The sequence below is a fragment of the Providencia sp. PROV122 genome (assembly GCF_028482365.1).
Lineage (GTDB): Bacteria > Pseudomonadota > Gammaproteobacteria > Enterobacterales > Enterobacteriaceae > Providencia > Providencia stuartii.
This window is the reverse complement of record NZ_JAMPQI010000010.1, coordinates 100,642-116,589: the sequence shown is the minus strand read 5'-3', so window position 1 is coordinate 116,589 and position 15,948 is coordinate 100,642. Positions and strand designations below refer to the sequence as shown.

The 15,948-nt window shown below is 41.6% G+C and carries 19 protein-coding genes; 10 read left to right on the top strand and 9 right to left on the bottom strand.

All coding sequences use genetic code 11. The annotated features are described in order from the left end of the window. Positions 1-38: 38 nt before the first annotated feature. The 5 genes from rlmB to rplI all read left to right on the top strand — a co-directional run bounded on the left by rlmB (position 39) and on the right by rplI (position 2,386). Positions 39-788 carry a 23S rRNA (guanosine(2251)-2'-O)-methyltransferase RlmB gene (rlmB, locus tag PSE69_RS08990; RefSeq protein WP_060561485.1) on the top strand — a complete coding sequence of 250 codons (750 nt, stop codon included), beginning with the start codon at positions 39-41 and terminating at the stop codon, positions 786-788. A 156-nt stretch (positions 789-944) separates the two neighbouring features. Next, positions 945-1,340, top strand: a complete 396-nt coding sequence (gene rpsF, locus PSE69_RS08985; protein ID WP_004915670.1) for a 30S ribosomal protein S6 — start codon at positions 945-947, stop codon at positions 1,338-1,340. An 8-nt stretch (positions 1,341-1,348) separates the two neighbouring features. Continuing rightward, a complete protein-coding gene (gene priB / locus PSE69_RS08980) occupies positions 1,349-1,666 on the top strand; it encodes a primosomal replication protein N (RefSeq protein ID WP_071599631.1) in 318 nt (105 codons plus the stop codon). Positions 1,667-1,670: 4 nt separating this feature from the next. Continuing rightward, complete coding sequence (gene rpsR, locus PSE69_RS08975; RefSeq protein ID WP_000135199.1) at positions 1,671-1,898, top strand: 30S ribosomal protein S18; 228 nt, start codon at positions 1,671-1,673, stop codon at positions 1,896-1,898. Positions 1,899-1,936: 38 nt separating this feature from the next. After that, positions 1,937-2,386, top strand: coding sequence for a 50S ribosomal protein L9 (gene rplI / locus PSE69_RS08970; RefSeq protein WP_004915671.1), 450 nt, complete (start codon positions 1,937-1,939; stop codon positions 2,384-2,386). A gap of 403 nt (positions 2,387-2,789) precedes the next feature. On the opposite strand, the gene PSE69_RS08965 is transcribed toward rplI, so the two are convergent. Further along, positions 2,790-3,431, bottom strand: a complete 642-nt coding sequence (locus tag PSE69_RS08965; RefSeq protein ID WP_121874728.1) for a LysM-like peptidoglycan-binding domain-containing protein — start codon at positions 3,429-3,431, stop codon at positions 2,790-2,792. A gap of 230 nt (positions 3,432-3,661) precedes the next feature. Here PSE69_RS08965 and fklB point away from each other — a divergent pair, with 230 nt between their 5' ends. Further along, positions 3,662-4,282, top strand: a complete 621-nt coding sequence (fklB, locus tag PSE69_RS08960) for an FKBP-type peptidyl-prolyl cis-trans isomerase (protein ID WP_004915679.1) — start codon at positions 3,662-3,664, stop codon at positions 4,280-4,282. A gap of 95 nt (positions 4,283-4,377) precedes the next feature. On the opposite strand, the gene PSE69_RS08955 is transcribed toward fklB, so the two are convergent. After that, positions 4,378-5,346, bottom strand: coding sequence for a hypothetical protein (locus PSE69_RS08955; protein WP_036942656.1), 969 nt, complete (start codon positions 5,344-5,346; stop codon positions 4,378-4,380). A gap of 586 nt (positions 5,347-5,932) precedes the next feature. Here PSE69_RS08955 and cysQ point away from each other — a divergent pair. Next, positions 5,933-6,673 (top strand): 3'(2'),5'-bisphosphate nucleotidase CysQ, encoded by a 741-nt coding sequence (cysQ, locus tag PSE69_RS08950; RefSeq protein ID WP_004915686.1) that lies wholly within the window; start codon positions 5,933-5,935, stop codon positions 6,671-6,673. 53 nt (positions 6,674-6,726) lie between these two features. Here the strand turns inward: cysQ and mqo are convergent, their stop codons facing one another. From mqo to PSE69_RS08930, 4 genes are all read right to left on the bottom strand, one after another. Further along, positions 6,727-8,220, bottom strand: coding sequence for a malate dehydrogenase (quinone) (mqo, locus tag PSE69_RS08945; protein ID WP_004915691.1), 1,494 nt, complete (start codon positions 8,218-8,220; stop codon positions 6,727-6,729). Between the two features lie 11 nt (positions 8,221-8,231). Continuing rightward, on the bottom strand, positions 8,232-8,621 hold the full coding sequence (locus PSE69_RS08940; protein ID WP_014657311.1) for a cupin domain-containing protein: 390 nt from the start codon (positions 8,619-8,621) through the stop codon (positions 8,232-8,234). 422 nt (positions 8,622-9,043) lie between these two features. Then, complete coding sequence (locus tag PSE69_RS08935) at positions 9,044-9,637, bottom strand: NUDIX domain-containing protein (RefSeq protein WP_014657312.1); 594 nt, start codon at positions 9,635-9,637, stop codon at positions 9,044-9,046. A 145-nt stretch (positions 9,638-9,782) separates the two neighbouring features. Further along, the gene (locus PSE69_RS08930) at positions 9,783-10,187 is read right to left on the bottom strand and encodes a YgiW/YdeI family stress tolerance OB fold protein (RefSeq protein WP_036942658.1); all 405 of its coding nucleotides are present in this window, start codon (positions 10,185-10,187) and stop codon (positions 9,783-9,785) included. Between the two features lie 177 nt (positions 10,188-10,364). On the opposite strand from PSE69_RS08930, the gene qseB reads away from it, so the two are divergent. Beyond that, the gene (gene qseB / locus PSE69_RS08925) at positions 10,365-11,027 is read left to right on the top strand and encodes a quorum sensing response regulator transcription factor QseB (RefSeq protein ID WP_004915700.1); all 663 of its coding nucleotides are present in this window, start codon (positions 10,365-10,367) and stop codon (positions 11,025-11,027) included. After that, on the top strand, positions 11,024-12,370 hold the full coding sequence (qseC, locus tag PSE69_RS08920) for a quorum sensing histidine kinase QseC (protein WP_053110811.1): 1,347 nt from the start codon (positions 11,024-11,026) through the stop codon (positions 12,368-12,370). The genes qseB and qseC overlap by 4 nt, the downstream gene beginning before the upstream one ends. A 159-nt stretch (positions 12,371-12,529) precedes the next feature. On the opposite strand, the gene PSE69_RS08915 is transcribed toward qseC, so the two are convergent. Then, complete coding sequence (locus PSE69_RS08915) at positions 12,530-13,090, bottom strand: YtfJ family protein (protein WP_004915703.1); 561 nt, start codon at positions 13,088-13,090, stop codon at positions 12,530-12,532. Positions 13,091-13,397: 307 nt separating this feature from the next. Here PSE69_RS08915 and PSE69_RS08910 point away from each other — a divergent pair, with 307 nt between their 5' ends. After that, on the top strand, positions 13,398-13,604 hold the full coding sequence (locus PSE69_RS08910; RefSeq protein ID WP_014657315.1) for a DUF1107 domain-containing protein: 207 nt from the start codon (positions 13,398-13,400) through the stop codon (positions 13,602-13,604). A 95-nt stretch (positions 13,605-13,699) separates the two neighbouring features. Here PSE69_RS08910 and PSE69_RS08905 read toward each other — a convergent pair whose 3' ends face one another. Both PSE69_RS08905 and msrA read right to left on the bottom strand, forming a co-directional pair. Continuing rightward, positions 13,700-15,067, bottom strand: a complete 1,368-nt coding sequence (locus tag PSE69_RS08905) for a hemolysin family protein (protein ID WP_121874806.1) — start codon at positions 15,065-15,067, stop codon at positions 13,700-13,702. A gap of 148 nt (positions 15,068-15,215) precedes the next feature. Then, positions 15,216-15,857 (bottom strand): peptide-methionine (S)-S-oxide reductase MsrA, encoded by a 642-nt coding sequence (gene msrA, locus PSE69_RS08900; RefSeq protein WP_036942667.1) that lies wholly within the window; start codon positions 15,855-15,857, stop codon positions 15,216-15,218. Between the last annotated feature and the right edge of the window lie 91 nt (positions 15,858-15,948).

The following is a 15,948-nucleotide window of genomic DNA, read 5'->3' as shown; positions in this document are numbered from 1 at the left end:
TAATGCCACCTTGAATTCTATCAACAAAAAAGATATTTATGAGCGAAATTATTTACGGCATTCATGCGGTGAAAGCCTTGCTTGATCGTGACGCATCACGGTTCAAAGAAGTCTATATTTTAAAAGGGCGTGAAGATCGCCGTCTAATGCCGATTATCCAGGAAATCGAGTCACTGGGTATTGTTGTACAAGTGGCGAATCGTCAATGGATGGATGCACAAACAGAAGGCGCGGTTCATCAAGGGATCATTGCGAAAGTGTTGCCGGGTAAACAGTACCAAGAGGGTGATTTACCTGATTTTCTTGAAAGTACAGACACGCCTTTTTTATTAGTTTTAGATGGTGTTACTGATCCTCATAACTTAGGGGCATGCTTGCGTAGTGCTGATGCCGCCGGTGTTCATGCGGTGATTGTGCCAAAAGATAAGTCTGCACAGTTAAATGCGACAGCAAAAAAAGTGGCATGCGGTGCGGCTGAAAGTGTTCCGCTATTCCGTGTGACAAACTTAGCCAGAACATTGCGTCTGTTAAAAGAGTACAATGTGTGGATTGTTGGTACTGCTGGTGAAGCCGATCATACGCTTTATCAAAGTAAGCTCACAGGGCCAATGGCATTGGTGATGGGAGCGGAAGGTGAAGGTATGCGCCGTTTGACTCGTGAACATTGTGATGAGTTGATCAGCATTCCTATGGCGGGTACGGTTTCGTCACTGAATGTCTCTGTTGCAACAGGGATTTGTTTGTTTGAAGCGGTTCGTCAACGTGCCGAGAAGTCAGCCGTAGAATAAATATTCTCTGATATTTGTCTCCATCCCTTGAGTTTTTTCTCAGGGATGGGTATAGTTACGCGTCAATTTTTTAGCCGCACTCAACAAGTTCCTTGCCTCCGCGGGCCGCGGTTAACCCTGACAGGAGGCTGAATAATCCGTAAGGAGCAACTACTAATGCGTCATTACGAAATCGTTTTTATGGTCCATCCTGACCAAAGCGAACAGGTTCCGGGCATGATCGAGCGTTACAGTGCGACAATCACTAACGCACAAGGTCAGATCCACCGTCTGGAAGACTGGGGCCGTCGTCAACTGGCTTACCCAATCAATAAACTGCACAAAGCTCACTATGTTCTGATGAACGTAGAAGCTCCACAGGAAGCGATTGATGAGCTGGAAACTAACTTCCGCTTCAACGATGCCGTTATCCGCAGCATGGTTATGCGCGTTAAACACGCGGTGACAGAAGCTTCTCCAATGGTTAAAGCTAAAGACGAACGTCGTAGCCGTGACCTGGCTGATGAATATCAGGATGAAGAAGCTGAAGAAGCTGGGGATTCTGAAGAGTAATTGCGCAGGTGTTCACTAATCGTTTGGTGCTCACAGGCACGGTCTGTAAAGCATTAATTCGAAAAGTGAGTCCGTCGGGTATTCCTCACTGCCAGTTTGTTTTAGAACATCGTTCACAACAACAGGAAGCGGGATTGACTCGGCAAGCATGGTGCAGAATGCCCATCATTGTTAGCGGACAAGCCTTACAAGCCCATACTCACAGTATAACGGTCGGCAGTCGAATTACAGTGACAGGTTTTATTAGTACCCATCAAGGGCGCAATGGACTGAGTAAACTGGTTCTTCATGCCGAGCAGATTGATTTGATAGATTCTGGAGACTAGCCATATGGCACGTTATTTCCGTCGTCGCAAGTTCTGCCGTTTCACAGCGGAAGGCGTTCAAGAGATCGACTATAAAGATATCGCAACGCTGAAAAACTATATCACTGAAAGTGGTAAAATTGTACCAAGCCGTATCACCGGTACTCGTGCAAAATATCAGCGTCAGCTCGCTCGTGCTATCAAGCGCGCTCGCTACCTGTCTCTGTTGCCATATACTGATCGTCATCAGTAATTGGTACAGTCCATTAACGACTTTAAGAGGATAAGGTAATGCAAGTTATTCTGCTTGATAAAGTAGCTAACCTAGGTAGCCTGGGTGATCAGGTTAACGTTAAATCGGGCTATGCTCGTAACTACTTAGTTCCACAGGGCAAAGCTGTTCCTGCAACTAAGAAAAACATCGAATTCTTCGAAGCTCGCCGTGCTGAACTAGAAGCTAAATTGGCTGAAGTTCTGGCAGCAGCTCAAGCTCGTGCAGAAGCTGTTAATGCACTGGGCTCTGTGACTATTGCTTCTAAAGCAGGTGACGAAGGTAAACTGTTTGGTTCTATCGGTACTCGTGATATCGCTGATGCAGTCACTGCAGCAGGCGTTGCAATCGCGAAAAGCGAAGTTCGCCTACCAAACGGCGTTCTGCGTACTACTGGTGACCACGAAGTTCACTTCCAGTTACACAGCGATGTTTTTGCTGAGCTGAACGTTATCATCGTTGCTGAGTAATCAAAAATGATGGTAGTACTATCGGACTTATTCGATGGTACAAAAAAACACCGGCTTGTCCGGTGTTTTTTATTGCCTAAAAACCGTTATTTTTACTTAAAAGTCGTGAGCGTTTTACCTATCCTGCTGCTTTCCACGAAATAACCTTATTCACACCACTCCATCCTATATTGAGTACAGTGATACCACTGATTTGCGACTTTGATAGAAAATGGCAATAGCCTAATTTTCTCAAGTGTGAGTTAGAGTCGGAGCAATCGAGCTAAATGCGATTGCGTAATAGCAAATTTACCGCGTAAGGTTGATTGACAGTATGTGGCATAAAGCGAAATGGGATTTTTTGTATAAACATTAATGCCCCAGCTATTGCCTGATAGTGGAGCGTTAATGTTTTAACGAATAACTAAGGTGTACGGTAGTAACTACCATCACTTAAACGGGCAAAACTAACCGTTTTACCTTCCGCAGTTGTCACTTCTAAAAGCTGTACTTCACCTTTGGCATTCGCTTTCAAACGAATTTTCTGCCCTTGGCGCAAGTTACTCAATGGTTTTTCTGGGCCTTCAACGCGTGCCATGATAAATGCATCGTTGGCTTGCAGATGATTATCACGAAATAACTGAGCCAGTGTTTTTCCTTTTTGGACTTGATAATTTTGCCAATTATTAGTGGAAGGACGCGTAGCTGGACGCTTCTCTTGCTCTGTTGGTGTGGTCTGTTTTGGCTCTGATGGTGTGACCGGTTGCTTAGGTTGCTCGACAGTGGTAGGTGGAACGGTTTCAACGGGAGGCTCTTGAATAATTTCAGGCTCATTAGGTAAACGCGTTTGTGTGTCGTCTGTTCCACTACTGATGGTTGGCTCCTCCGAAGGGGCTTGGGTCACAATTTCCGGTGCTGTGGGTGGTGGAACTACAATAGGTTGTGGCTGATTTTGTGCTATTTGCTGATCGCTGTTTTTGTCATCGGCAGGTATAAAAAACGCCGCGATGATAATGATCGTTAAAACAGCAATACCAATACGATGAAATATTGAAAGTTTAAACATGACTCCTCCTTGATTGAGGAAACCCTAACAACAGGCAAAATAACTTGTGATAACAAGAATACTAGCACTGATTTGTAGTAATTTGATTACCCTAAGTTATTTTTCAGAGAACACTGAGCGGGATCAAGCCGTCCGAAAGGCTTTTATTCTTGATAGGCATTGTTTAGGTTTACCCATAAGAGAGGGGCTGTTATCCTTGGTTTTTTATCAAAAACCATACAGGTATTTTCATGGCAAACCAAAATTTTGATTCAGTAGAAGCTCAAGCAAGCTACGGTATTGGCCTGCAAGTTGGTCAACAACTATTAGAGTCTGGCTTAGAAGGCCTAGAGCCGGCAGCTATCTTAGCGGGTCTTACTGACGCATTAGAAGGTAATATGCCTTCAGTTCCCGTCGAAGCGCTACATAAAGCGTTACGTGAAATCCATGAGCGTGCAGATGCTGTTCGTGTAGCTCGCCAAGAAGCGATGGCCGCAGAAGGTCGTGCATTCCTTGAAGAAAACCAAAAACGTGAAGGTGTCTCAACCACTGAGTCTGGTTTGCAATTTTCTGTCATTAACCAAGGCGAAGGCGCAATTCCTACACGTACAGACCGTGTTCGCGTACATTATACCGGTCGCTTGATTGATGGTACTGTATTTGACAGCTCAGTGCAGCGCGGTCAACCCGCAGAGTTTCCTGTTAGCGGCGTTATTCAAGGTTGGATTGAAGCATTAACACTGATGCCTGTCGGTTCTAAATGGGAACTTTATATCCCTTCCGAGCTTGCTTATGGCGAACGTGGTGCAGGCGCATCTATTCCGCCATTCAGCACGCTAGTCTTTGAAGTTGAGTTACTCGAAATTCTGTAATCTTGGCGATCAGTATAACTGACTAAGCTACTATCAGGGCTTTGCAGGTCAGCCTTTTTATTATGAAGGCGAGGCCGCAAAGCCCTTTTTATGTTTTAAGCGGTAGGCGTAATTGTGGGTGAATCTTTTTTCGTTCTAAACACCCGTTTATTTATAAGACGTGCAATGATAATAAAAATCACAATACCAACGATGACGAAGAACTTATCTAAAGTGGCGATTTGTTGATTGGCCTTTATTGATAAATAGAGTAAGAATGCTAACAGGCTCATTATCGCCAGTAGTATAATGGTATTAATGAACGAAAGAAGCATTAAACGTTTTACCTTGAGTTGACTTCCTTGGAAAGGAATTGATCTATATATACTTAAAAGGAAGATAACGATAGCAGCTGCTGTTGCAGGAAATAACATGTCAGACGCTTGGTAACTCAGAAGCAAGAAGCCTTTTAATATCAGTTGATTCTCCTTGAATAATGCAATGCTATATACTGTGATAAAGGTAATAACAAGCGTAAAACATAACATGGTTATGGTATAGAGTGCATTGTAAATTAACCCATGATTTTTTTTTGTTAATACGAAATCATGACGCGCTTTTTTACAAAAAAATATTCTTGGTATAAATAGCAAAATAAGTATCAAGACGTTGATAATGCTAACTATAATGGAAAACCTGTAGGCATACACTAAGCTGGGGCGATGATATAATCCTATCCCTCCAAATGTCTTGTTCATGACTATGCCACTTAAGTGTTGCGTAAATTTGAGAATAAAAAAGTAGACAATGGCAATACCCGCAACAATAAGGATATTTTTAAGGTTAGCTTGGTTCAATTTGGTGTAGTAAAAGATAAGGCAAGTGGAAAGTAGGAAGATAAAAATCTTAATGAACCACTCTACCCTTAGGCCATATATAATCGAATTTAAATAATGCGGTGGCGCGTATAATAATGGTTGGATTGTCACGCTATAAAACCACAAATATTCAGTGAGGATCCAAACACTCACAAATATGGCGGGTAATCTAAAAAAAGAGAGTTTGGCTGCATTTGATTGACTCATTTTTATTCCTAAATTTTAGAGAATCACATAATTGATAGCGGTGATATATAAATAGAAGATTACATTCCCGTTCAAAAATGCTATCAAGCTTACTGTCATTTTTACTTATTGTTCTGTATGGCATTAAATCATAATGCGTTGTTGCTACTCGAGAATGGATCATAACGTTTGCTATCTTAATGTTGCCATCGGGCATAAATATAGGAATTTTTCTTAGTAGCGTGAGAGCTAAAAACCTAAACTAACTTCGGATATATATTCACAATCTATAATTGCTTTTATTTAAAAGAAGCTCACGGCTCTCGCTTATTTGTTTCTTACGCATACAAAACAATGGATTAAGCAATATCACTATTGCAAATGTCGAGTAATAAATCAAACTTAAAGCAAAATATAAAGCACTATTCTGATATAACGCAACATTTCCCCAAGAACACTATTCTTTTCATTAATTGAAACTACTTAGAAAGAAAATAATGTAGATTGATAAGGTAAGTGTGAAAGGTTTCTGTGGCTTCAATTAGCGTGCACTTACTATCTATGGCTGTTAATCTTAAGGTAAAGAGTGATGGAAAAGAGGTGAATCATGCTAAAACAAATTTGTGAACTGGCTATCGATGCAGGCTCTGCCATTATGGAGATCTATCATGCTCAAGAACCGCTACAAGTTGAGCAAAAAAGCGATAAATCTCCGGTGACGGCTGCGGATATTGCCGCTCATCAAATTATTACAGCGGGTTTGACTCGCATTGCACCGGATATTCCTCAGTTATCTGAAGAAGACCCCCCTTCATGGAATGAACGCAAAGGTTGGCAACGGTATTGGTTGGTTGATCCACTTGATGGTACAAAAGAATTTATTCATCGTAATGGGGATTTTACCGTTAACATTGCCTTGATTGAAAAGGGGATGCCCGTTATGGGGGTTATTTATGCGCCCGCCAAAGGCTTGCTCTATTATGCGGAGGGTAATCAAGCGTGGAAAGAAGAGGGTGGGCATAAACAGTCAATCCATGTTAAAGATATAACACCTCCAATCATAGCGATTAGCCGCTCTCATCAAGACGCTGAATTACGTGATTACCTTGCACAATTGGGGAACCATGACACGGTAGAAATTGGCTCATCATTAAAATTTTGCTTGGTAGCGGAAGGGAAAGCGCAGCTCTATCCTCGCTTTGGGCCAACTAACATTTGGGATACAGCAGCAGGGCATGCAATCGCAATGGCAGCTGGGGCTAAGGTGCTTGATTGGAATGGCAAAACATTAGATTACACACCACGTGAATCCTTTTTAAACCCAGGTTTTCGCGTAACGTTATTTTAAACTATGGTGAAATAATGTCGGGTAAATAACTTTATTTACCCGACAGCGCTGAATTAATTATCCAGTTTGAGCACTTTTGCCGTTGCCGCACGGATATCAGAGCAAGCTTTTGCATCGACTTTTAAGTCAATACCATAAGTTGGAATGATCTCTTTTAAGCGTGCTTCCCAGCCATCTGCACTAAGCTGCTCGGCAAAACAAGTTTTCAAAACGTTTAGCGCGATAAAGGCCGCAGTAGAAGCGCCCGGTGATGCTCCCATTAATACGGTGAAGGACTTATCTGCACTGGTAATTAGCTCCGTGCCGAATTCCAAGACCCCTTTCTTATCATGATCTGGCTTAATGATTTGTACACGTTGACCCGCGACAACTTCTTTCCAGTCTTCATGTTGTGCTTCAGGGTAGAACTCTTGTAGCATCGCAAACTGATGTGCTGATGTTTGTAATACTTGTCCAACTAAGTATTCCGCCAGCGACCAGTTATCTTTAGCAACTGCCAGCATCGGTTCGATGTTATTTAAGCGCACAGATTCAAACAAGTCTAAATAAGAGCCATGTTTAAGGAACTTACTGGAAAAACCCGCGTAAGGTCCGAATAGAAGTGAACGTTTGCCGCCAATGATACGTGTATCTAAGTGAGGCACTGACATCGGAGGGGAGCCTTTGCTTGCTTTACCATAAACTTTTGCATGATGGCGATTAGCAATCTCTTCGTTGTCGCAACGTAGCCAGATACCACTTACAGGGAAGCCACCGAAGCCTTTACCTTCTGGGATGCCTGATTTTTGTAGTAGCTCTATTGCACGTCCACCCGCGCCCACAAACACAAATTTCGCTGATGTGATGGTTTTTTCGTGAGTGAGTAGGTTTTTAACCTCAATATTCCATCGACCCTCTGCGGTTTTCTTAACATCAACCACTTCATGCTTGTAATGAACAGTGAAACCCGATTGCTGTGTTAATTGCTCCATCAATAAATGGGTCAATGCACCATAATCTACGTCAGCCCCCGTTACCACGCGTGTGACTGCAATGGCTTCTTTTGGATCACGGCCTTCCATAATCAACGGTGCCCACTCATTGATCTGCTTAGGATCATCACTGTATTCCATGTTTTGGTAGCAGTGATGAGCAGACATTTGGCGATAGCGTTGCTGGAGGAATTTTACGTTATCATCACCCCAAACAAAGCTCATATGTGGGCAAGGGTGAATGAAGTCACGGGGATCTTTGATTTTACCTTTGGTGACAAGATAGGACCAAAGTTGACGTGATAGGTCAAATTCAGTGTTAACTTCAAGCGCTTTGCTGATATCCACTGTACCATCTGGGTTCGGCGGCGTGTAGTTCATTTCACAGTTTGCTGCGTGACCTGTTCCCGCATTATTCCATGGGTGGGAACTTTCTTGAGCACAGTCATTGAGTCTTTCAAATATCGCAATATTCAGCGATGGCTCAAGCTCTTTTAAAAAAGTTGCGAGTGTGGTGCTCATGATACCTGCGCCAATGAGCGCAATATCAACTTGTTCTGAAATAGGCTTACTCATTCAAAAAACTCCTAAGACTTAGAGGGTTTAAAACACAGTTCAGTGCCTTCTTGATAAACAACATAAGCACGGCGCCATGGTTCATCACCAATTAAACGCCATTTATGGCCAGTACCTGTGTTGTCTTGTGCGAGTAAAATATCACCAGGCTTGATAATAAAAGTTGAGCCGTCTTTGGTTTCGAATTCTAAAGTGCCTGAAAGTGTGATGACATAACGTGGTACAGGATCTTTATGCCAATCCCAAGACCCACCAGAGGTTGTTTCACGAAATGAAAGTTCACTGACGGCAATAGCAGGCGTTTCTTTATCGCCTCTAGCTTCACCACTTAATTCAATCGTACCTTCTTCAAAAAGAGAATTGCCATCTTCACCGGTCCACATACGAACACAACGTATCATATTATTAACCTCTTACATTTTATATGGCTGAACAAACAACTTAATTGGTAAAAGAGTGAGACTTTCAATAAAGGACTTTCTAAAAAAGACTAAACTGAAAATTAATAATTAACCTACTCGTTATTGTTGTAAATATAAAATATCACATTATTTGATTGTATCGTGTTTTATTTAAAATAAACACTGTAGTTATTAGATTAATAGTTCCTGATAGTATATTTGTGAATAAAAAATTATCGTAACCTATTGATTGTAATTTGGTATTTTTATTTATTTTTTGAGCTGGGATAAGAAATGTCAATATTTCTAGTATAGAGGAAATAAAACGTATTAATGTAAAAATATAAGAAGAAATAAACCCTATTTAATTTTCCTTCTTGGTTCTTATCAAGAAGGAAAATAGAATAATATAAATAGTACTTTTAATGACTCTTTAAAATATTATTTAGGGCAATGTGTTGTATAAGCATAATCGTTTTTCCATCAACAATCTCACCACTTTTTATCGCGGCTAATGCTTTTGGGAATTCCCACTCTAATACTTCAATATCTTCACCTTCCTCGGTAAGCCCACCTCCCGAATTGATGCGGTCGCCATCGTGATATTCGGCAATATAAAAATAGAGTTTTTCAGTGACGGAGCCTGGGCTCATATAGGCTTCATAGACTTTTTCTATTTTTTCGATACGAAAACCTGTTTCTTCTTCTGTTTCGGCAATAATGCGTTCTTCGGGCGATGCATTATCAAGCAACCCAGCCGCAGCTTCGATAAGAAAATGAGGATAGCCGTTGATATACAAAGGAAGGCGGAATTGGCGGATCAGTATAATGGTATTTTTCGCTTGGTTGTAAAGTAGGATAACAGCCCCGTCTCCTCTGTCATATGACTCACGGGTTTGCTGCTGCCAACGACCATCGCGGCGTTGAATTTCGTAAGTGTATTTTTTTAAGGTATACCAATTATCAGAGAGTAAAGTTTCACGAATATGACGGATTTGGGGCGTTTTAGCAGACATGATGTTACCTTCGTAATAGGGGTAACGGTTAATTTAGCACTGTGGTCACCATCCTTAAATAAGAGTTTATGCCAGTTTTATCACATCAATCTCTATCAATATAAATAAGGCAGCCGTAGCGGCTACCTTAATTTTTACCAAAAGATTATTTTATAATTTGGATCTGTTTGACTTCCACTTCGCGTGTATTCCAGTCTTTGTCGATTTTACCGCGGATCTCTACTTTATCTTTTGGCGTGACATTAATGCCATTCCAGCGTTTTGGGCTAATTTCGAGATTGATGGTGCCTGTCCCATCGGTAAACTCATAATGTTTTTGATCTAACTGCTTAACAATATTACCACGCAAGATCACCCAGCTATCATCGGATAAATCGAGAGCTTTAGCGACCGTAGTTTCGCCGCTATTTGGGCCAGAAAAGCCACCAGCTTGGTTTGTTTGATTGGTGGTCGTCTGAGCCGCGCCTGGTCCATCAAAGCCACCATTTGCAGCGAGTACAGGTGCAGAAGCTAATGCAGCAATTAACGCGATTAAGGGTAATTTTTTCATAGTGGTCCTCTCCATTTGTTACCAAAATTTGTTTACGGGAGCTATTAAAACAAGAAATTCTTAACAGGATCTTAAGAACCCACAGAAAAAAAATATATTTTAAATTTAGTTCATAACAACTGGTCATATCCAAATTAATCGGATAAATATAACAATATTCTAATAAAGGAGAAAATCATGCGTATTTTGCTGATCGAAGATGACCGGTTAATTGGCGATGGTTTAAAAGTAGGATTAAGCCAACTTGGCTTTACCATTGATTGGTTTGCCGATGGTAAGCAAGGGCAAGTCGCCTTATTCGATGCGCCTTATGATGCCGTGATACTCGACCTTTCTCTGCCGAGTGTAGATGGTATGGAGATTTTGAAGTTTTGGCGCAAAGAAGGGCGTGATGAGCCTGTTTTAATCTTAACCGCAAGAGATGCCTTGGATCAGCGAGTTCAAGGGCTACAACAAGGTGCCGATGACTACCTTTGTAAGCCCTTTGCGCTTGCAGAAGTTGCCGCGCGTTTGCAGGCATTAATCCGTCGGCGTAGCGGGCAATTGTCGCCAATATTAAAGCATGGTCATATTGAAATGGATCCTGTTGCAATGACTGTCACCTGTCACGGTGAACGTATCGAATTAAAAAGTAAGGAGTTATCTCTATTATCCTTGTTTTTACATAATCCAAACAAGGTGCTGTCTCGTGCCTTCATTGAGGAAAAATTGTATAACTGGGATGAAGAGGTATCCAGCAATGCCGTCGAGGTGCATATTCACCATTTACGGCGTAAGTTAGGTACGCGTTTTATTCGAACAGTTCATGGTGTCGGCTACCGTTTAGGTGAGGAAGCATGAAAACCTTTAGCTTACGCTTAAAATTGACACTCATGCTGTTGCTACTCGCACTAATGACGTGGGGAGTGGCGAGTTTACTTGCGTGGCATCAAACATATAAAACGATCAATGAACTGTTTGATACTCAGCAAATGGTATTTGCTAAACGTTTGTCTGTATTACCTTCTGATCTCGATTTTAATGATGTTTCATTAGCAAAAACGAAGAAAATCTTACGTAAAAACCGTGGTAATCAAGATGATGATGCGCTGGCATTCGCCATTTTCACACCTCAAGGGGAGATGGTACTGAATGACGGTGATAATGGGCGCAAAATCCCGTTTAACTTTAGCCGAGAAGGGTTTACCGAAGGCAAAATTAAAGGAAGTGATGATGAATGGCGCTTTGTTTGGCTAAGATCATCGGAAGGGCAATATATTATTGTCGTGGGGCAAGAGTGGGAATATCGGCAAGATATGGCGATGGAGATTATGGTTGCGCAGTTTTTACCTTGGCTAATTGCGCTGCCTATCATGCTAATCCTGTTTTTATGGTTATTAACGCGTGCATTGAGGCCATTACATCAAGTCACAACCCAACTCTATCAACGGCGGCCCGATGAGCTGAGTTCAGTGCATGTTGAGCGGCTCCCCTCAGAAGTCAAGCCAATGTTAGATGCACTCAATAGCTTATTTACGCGTATTCAAGCGATGTTTGCTCGTGAACGCCAATTTACCTCGGATGCGGCCCATGAGCTACGTAGTCCGTTGGCAGCACTGAAAGTGCAGGCCGAAGTTGTGCAGATAGCAGGGCATGATCCTACCATTCGAGAACATGCGGTTGCTAACTTATCCGAAGGGATCGATAGAGCCACACGTCTTGTCGATCAGCTATTAACGCTTTCTCGTTTAGAGTCATTGTCACAGCTTGATGATGTGGAGCAACTTTCATGGTTAGCCTTAATTGAGTCTGCACTGCAAGATATCTCATTAGAGGCGAAAGCTGCACAGACGACAATGGATGTTGTAGTGGTTAATGAGCCACCATTATTGACTGGGCAGCGTCTGTTATTAGCTATCCTTTTAAGGAATTTGCTACATAATGCCATTCGCTATGGTAAGGCTGGTGGAAAAGTAGATATTGTACTGAATAAGGATCACCTCACGATCCATGATGATGGGCAAGGGGTAACTCAGGATGTTCTTAAACGGTTAGGTGAACGCTTTTATCGTCCACCGGGGCAAGAGAAAACAGGTAGTGGTTTAGGGTTATCTATTGCGAAACAGATTGCTGAGCTACACCATTTCAGATTGACTTTTGCAAATGGCGAAAATGGCGGTTTTTGCGTCAAAATCGCTTGGTAATAATGCTTGGTTATTAATAAATTCCAAATAATTATTCACCATATAAATTTAGTGGCTAATAAGTCTTTTTAGAATAACTCACTAGTGATAGATAAACTCACACCTCTCTTTTAATATGTGCACGACAGCGATGTTTCCGTGCACGAGAGGTGATGAGCGCTATTGAGCAAGTTCAGATTTAATTAATGTGATCACTTTATCCACTTCAGGGGCAGTGAGCGCACCGTCTTTGAAATAAAGCACTTTTCCTTGTTTATTCAAGATGATAATCGCTGAACTTTCTGGTGCGAGATGCCATGCTTTTTTAACGACACCATCGCTATCAACGATAAATTGCGAATAAGGAAACTCTTTTTTGCTGTCTTCAACACTGTTACTGACGAAAACACCTGTGCCAAAAATGGCATCATCCGCATTGATAATTGAGGTTGTTTGATAAGCATCATGGGGAAAATTCGCTTTTTTGATCGCTTCAATCAATGGTGCATTCAGCTCTTTAGCGGAAGAGCGCCCCGCAATGTGTTGAACTGTACGGACTTTTCCTGGTAATTGTTGGCTTTTCCACTCTTGATAGGAAAATTTCCCCTCTTGACTTAATAGCATCTCTCCTTTGTCTGTAACAGAAACTGCCGGTACAGGTTGATTTAGTTGGATTTGGCTTGCGAAAGCTGTGGATGATAAGGTGAGTAGGCAAGCAAGTAAAAAATTCTTTTTAATCATTATATTACCTCATTATTACTCGGTTTGAGAGTGTCATGCAATGACTGAAACATGGCAGTCATGTTTTGCGCTTACAGTTATAGCATAGCTCATCCGATGAGTTGTGAAACTGAAATTAACATTTTTGCAAAATTTAGCATAACTACAAAGTTTTTGAGGTTATTGACAGAATGTTCGTAGTGTCATTTTCTGTAAATGAATTGAATAAAACTGCAATAATAGAACCAAAGTAAATATTACTGGTCTATTATTAACGAGCGGTATGAGTGAACGAGTATCGTATGACAAAAGGAAAGGAAAAGTTCTAATGAAAATATTTAACCGTTATAACCCATCCAAAATTGCACTCTACGTTAAAACGCTATTCCGTGGTCGTATTTACATCAAAGGCTTTGGTGCATTTGAATTCAATTACGGCAAAATCTTACCACCTAAAGTGGGTGATAAGCGCCACTACAATGTAATGAGTGAGGTGAATAAACAAGTTCTGGTTCTACAATCTGAGTTGGGGTAAATGCTGTTGATTTAATTAAATAGTTGTTCGCTATTTAATTAAAAGCAGCGCCACACAAGGTGGCGCATCAAATGAAACGGCTTCGCTGTAAAGTATTACTCTTTGACTTTTTGTGTTGGTTGTTCTGCGTTAGCCGTTTCTGTGTTGTTTTTACCCGCTTGAACCACGACAGGTGCGGGTGGCGTTGTAATTCGGGTGACAAGCAACTGATCAATCTTATAGTTATCGATATCGACAACTTCAAATTTATAGCCTGCATATTTCACATAATCAGTACGTTTCGGCATTTTCCTTAAACGGTACATCATAAAGCCTGCAATGGTCTCGTAATTACTCACATCAGGGAATTCATCGATATCTAAAATACGCTGTACATCTTCAATCGGAGTACCGCCTTCAACCAGCCATGAGTTTTCATCCCGCGTGATAATCTGCTCTTCTTGGCCTGGCCCAATCAGATCACCCATTAATGTTGTCATAACGTCGTTGATCGTAATAAGCCCCATCACAAGAGCGTACTCGTTGAGAATGACGGCAAAATCGACCCCATTTGTTTTAAAAGCTTCGAGTGTATCGGAAAGCGAGAGGGTATCGGGGATCATCAGCGTATTTTGAATATGAACGCCATCTTGTAAGTTAAGGCTTTGACCATTCAAAACACGATTTAGCAAGACTTTTGAATCAACAAAGCCAATGACATGGTCAATATCACCACTGCAAACTAAAAACTTAGAATGCGGCTCGGTTGAAATTTTATGTTTAATACTCTCCTCTGACTCTTCTTTATCAAAGAAGATAATACTTTCACGTGGCGTCATTGCAGAGGGAACGGTACGTGATTCAAGTTCAAATACGTTTTCGATCAGTTCGTGCTCTTGCTTACGCAGCACACCTGCAACCGCCCCCGCTTCGACCACAGCAAAAATATCATCGGAGGTAATATCTTCATTACGTGCCGTTGGTAACTTGAAAATTTTGAAGATCAGGTTTGCAAGACCATTAAAAAACCAAACTAGAGGGCTTAATACGGTCAAACAAAAACGCATTGGATTGACAATTCGCACTGCGATGGCTTCAGGTTTCACCATTCCAATACGCTTAGGCGTTAGATCCGCCACTAAAATAAATAGGCTGGTGACAATCGTAAATGAAAGAATGGATGCGGTTTGCTGTGCCCAAGTTGGTGATAAGAAATGAATAAATACCTCTTGTAGTGATGGCGCAAAAGCAGATTCGCCGACAATACCTGCTAAGATGGCGACGGCGTTAAGGCCAATTTGCACTACGGTAAAAAACATACCCGGCATTTCTTGTAATTTTAGAACACGAGCGGCATTAACATTGCCCTCATCAGCCATGAGTTTCAATTTAATGCGGCGAGATGCTGCCAATGATATTTCTGACAGCGAAAAAAATGCGCTGATAGCACATAATAAAAGTACGATTAGTAAACTGTTAAGCATAAATTATCCAGACATTACCTTCAGGTATAACGGATCTTGATTTGAGATCACCTGAAGGTAACTCGTTCTACTACATAGGTAAAAATAACGCGGAGTGCGCAAAAATTCGGTTAGTGGCGTTATTATAGCATTAGGTTAAATTTTCTGCCTAGTTTATGTTCTGTGGTGGTAAACAAATACCGATTCCACCTAAACCACAATAGCCTGCTGGGTTTTTGTGAAGATACTGTTGATGGTAATCTTCCGCAAAATAAAACACTTCAAATGGCATGATTTCTGTGGTGATTTGGCGTGGATCACCCTGTGCTGCCATCGCTTGTTGATAAGCGTCCCGCGTCTTTGTGGCTTGCTGTAATTGCGAATCAGAGACGGTGTAGATAGCCGAACGGTATTGGGTGCCAATGTCACCCCCTTGGCGCATACCTTGTGCTGGATCGTGATTTTCCCAAAACAGGGTCAGTAAGTCTGCATAACTAATAGTTTGTGGGTCAAAGACGACTCTCACGATTTCAGTATGGCCGGTGAGACCCGTACACACTTCTTCGTAAGTTGGATTTGGCGTAATCCCGCCACTATAGCCAGCGGATGTTGAGTAAACGCCCGGTTGCTGCCAAAATAAACGCTCAACTCCCCAAAAACAGCCCATCGCAAAATAGGCAATTTCAGCGTTCTTCGGAATATTGTCAATCGAATGATGGTTAACCGCATGGTATGGTGAATGGGGAATAGCACTTTGCCTACCGGGTAGCGCTTGGGAAATATTTATGGGTTGTGACTGATTAGATGACATAACTATTCCTATGAGTAATGTTGTGCACGTTAGGTAAAAATTAGGATAAAAACTTGTATCTAAAATTTATTTTACTCAAAATAAATTGATA